The sequence below is a fragment of the uncultured Limnohabitans sp. genome, from assembly GCF_937889215.1.
In the GTDB taxonomy this organism is placed as follows: domain Bacteria; phylum Pseudomonadota; class Gammaproteobacteria; order Burkholderiales; family Burkholderiaceae_C; genus Limnohabitans_A.
Map to the genome: position 1 here is coordinate 1 of NZ_CALBEX010000191.1, position 2,336 is coordinate 2,336.

A 2,336-nucleotide genomic window follows, 5' to 3' on the forward strand; every position below is an offset into this window, starting at 1 on the left:
ATGGCCGAATCATTTGGCTACGCGCTGTCGGCGCTGGCCTTGGCGGTGATCTTCATCTACATGATTTTGGCCAGCCAGTTCAAGAGTTTCTTGCAGCCCTTGGCCCTGATGACCGCCTTGCCGCTGACCCTGATCGGTGTGGTGCTGGCGCTGATGCTGTTTGGCTCGACCTTGTCGATGTTTTCCATCATCGGCGTGATCATGCTCATGGGCTTGGTCACCAAAAACGCCATCTTGTTGGTGGACTTTGCCATCCGCGCCCGTGAAGACCAAACCGATGCCGATGGCCACCGCATCCCGGGGCTGGCCCGCAGCGAAGCCCTTTTGATGGCGGCCAAAGTGCGGTTGCGGCCCATCTTGATGACCACTTTGGCCATGATTTTCGGCATGGTGCCGCTGGCTTTTGCGCTGAGCGAGGGGGCCGAACAACGCGCCCCAATGGGCCAGGCGGTCATTGGCGGGGTCATCACCTCGTCGCTGCTGACCTTGGTGGTGGTGCCGGTGGTCTACTGCTACATGGACGATTTGGCGCAATGGTTGCGCGCAAAAGCAGGCCTTGCCCCGACCCGCCAGGGACAGGACACGCCCGCCGCTTAAAATCGTGAAATATTTGTAAAAGACCCCCGCAGGAGTTAAAAAAATGGACATGAACCAGGCCCGCTTCAACATGATTGAGCAGCAAATTCGCCCCTGGGAAGTGCTGGATCCGCAAGTGCTGGCGCTGCTGTCCACGGTGCGCCGTGAAGACTTTGTGCCCCTGGCCCACAAGGCCCTGGCCTTTGTGGACATGGAAGTCCCGCTGGGCCAAGCGCCCAGTCAGGTCATGCTGGCCCCCCGTGTGCAAGCCCGATTGCTGCAAGACTTGGTGGTGCAAAAGACCGACAAAGTGCTGGACATCGGCACCGGCTCGGGCTTCATGGCTGCCTTGCTGGCCCAGCAAGCGGCCAGCGTGCTGAGCCTGGAAATCGACCCGGCTTTGGCCGCCCAAGCCCAGGCCAACTTGCAAAAGGCCGGTGTGAGCAACGTGCTTGTGCGCACCGCCGATGGTAGCCAAGGCGCTGCCGCCGATGGCCCGTTTGACGTGATCCTGATCAGTGGTTCGGTGGCCGAAGTGCCAGCTGCCTTGCTGCAGCAACTCACCGTGGGCGGCCGACTGGCCGCCATCGTGGGCGATGAACCCATGATGCGCGCCACCCTCATCATCCGCACCCACGACAACAACTGGACCACCACCGAGCCCTGGGACTGCAACGCGCCGCGCCTGTCGGGCTTTGTCGAGCCCTCGCGCTTCAAATTCTGAGACGCCGCCATGGAACAACTCTACCCTTCCCAAATCGCCGAATGGGCCACACAACAAGCACAGCGCCCCGTCTTGCTCGACGTGCGTGAAGGCTGGGAACTGCAAACTGCCAGCACCCAGCCCGAAGGTCTGGACCTGCTGCACATGCCCATGCAAACCATTCCGGCACGCTTGCACGAACTCGACAAAACACGCCCGATTGCTTGCCTGTGCCACCACGGCATGCGCAGCATGCAAGTGGCGTCTTTCTTGCTGCAACACGGCTTCCAAGTCGTCAATGTGGCCGGCGGTATCAACGCCTGGTCGGCGCAAGTGGACCCCAGCATTCCGGTTTATTGAGTCACCCATCAGCCCGCTCAAGGGCCGATATTTTTGAAAAGACCCGTCATGAAACTGCGCACCCTGCCCCTGACTTTGGCCTTGATGGCTGCCTTTGCTGGCACCGCTCAGGCCCAGAGCCTGGCCTCCCTGTACGAAGCGGCCAAAGGCCACGACGCCACCTTCAAGGCGGCGCGTTCGCAGTACGAGGCCACGCTGGCCAAGGCCGAGCAAGCCAAAGCCTTGCTGCGCCCCACGGCGGGTTTGGGCAGCACCTTGTCCGAGACGGACCTGGACAACCAAACCTCCAACAAAGACAGTCGGTTCGGCACCCGTACCCTCACGCTCAGCGCCAGCCAGCCCCTGTACCGTCCAGCCAACCAAGCCAGCTACGACCAAGGCAGCCAACAAGTGGCGCTGGCCCAAGCCCAGCTCAAGTTGGCCGAGCAAGAGTTGATCGTGCGCCTGAGCCAGGCCTACTTTGACGTGCTGACCGCCCAGGAAAGCCTGAACTTCGTCAAAGCCCAAAAATCGGCCGTGTCTGAACAACTGGCTGCGGCCAAGCGCAACTTTGAGGTGGGCACCTCCACCATCACCGACACGCGTGAAGCGCAAGCCCGTTTTGACCTGGTCACAGCCCAAGAAATCGCCGCCGACAACGAGCTGCGCATCAAAAAGCTGGCTTTGGACGACACCGTGGGTCAAGCCCAAGTGGCGC

At 61.2% G+C, this 2,336-nt stretch carries 4 protein-coding genes; all 4 read left to right on the forward strand.

What is annotated here, in order from left to right:
• Positions 1-597: efflux RND transporter permease subunit (locus Q0341_RS04950; protein ID WP_299510959.1), on the forward strand; the 597-nt coding region annotated here is incomplete at its 5' end.
• Between the two features lie 43 nt (positions 598-640).
• A complete protein-coding gene (locus Q0341_RS04955) occupies positions 641-1,300 on the forward strand; it encodes a protein-L-isoaspartate O-methyltransferase (protein ID WP_299510960.1) in 660 nt (219 codons plus the stop codon).
• 9 nt (positions 1,301-1,309) lie between these two features.
• Complete coding sequence (locus Q0341_RS04960; protein WP_299510961.1) at positions 1,310-1,639, forward strand: rhodanese-like domain-containing protein; 330 nt, start codon at positions 1,310-1,312, stop codon at positions 1,637-1,639.
• A gap of 48 nt (positions 1,640-1,687) precedes the next feature.
• A partial coding sequence (locus Q0341_RS04965) for a TolC family protein (RefSeq protein ID WP_299510962.1) occupies positions 1,688-2,336 on the forward strand: 649 nt, incomplete at its 3' end.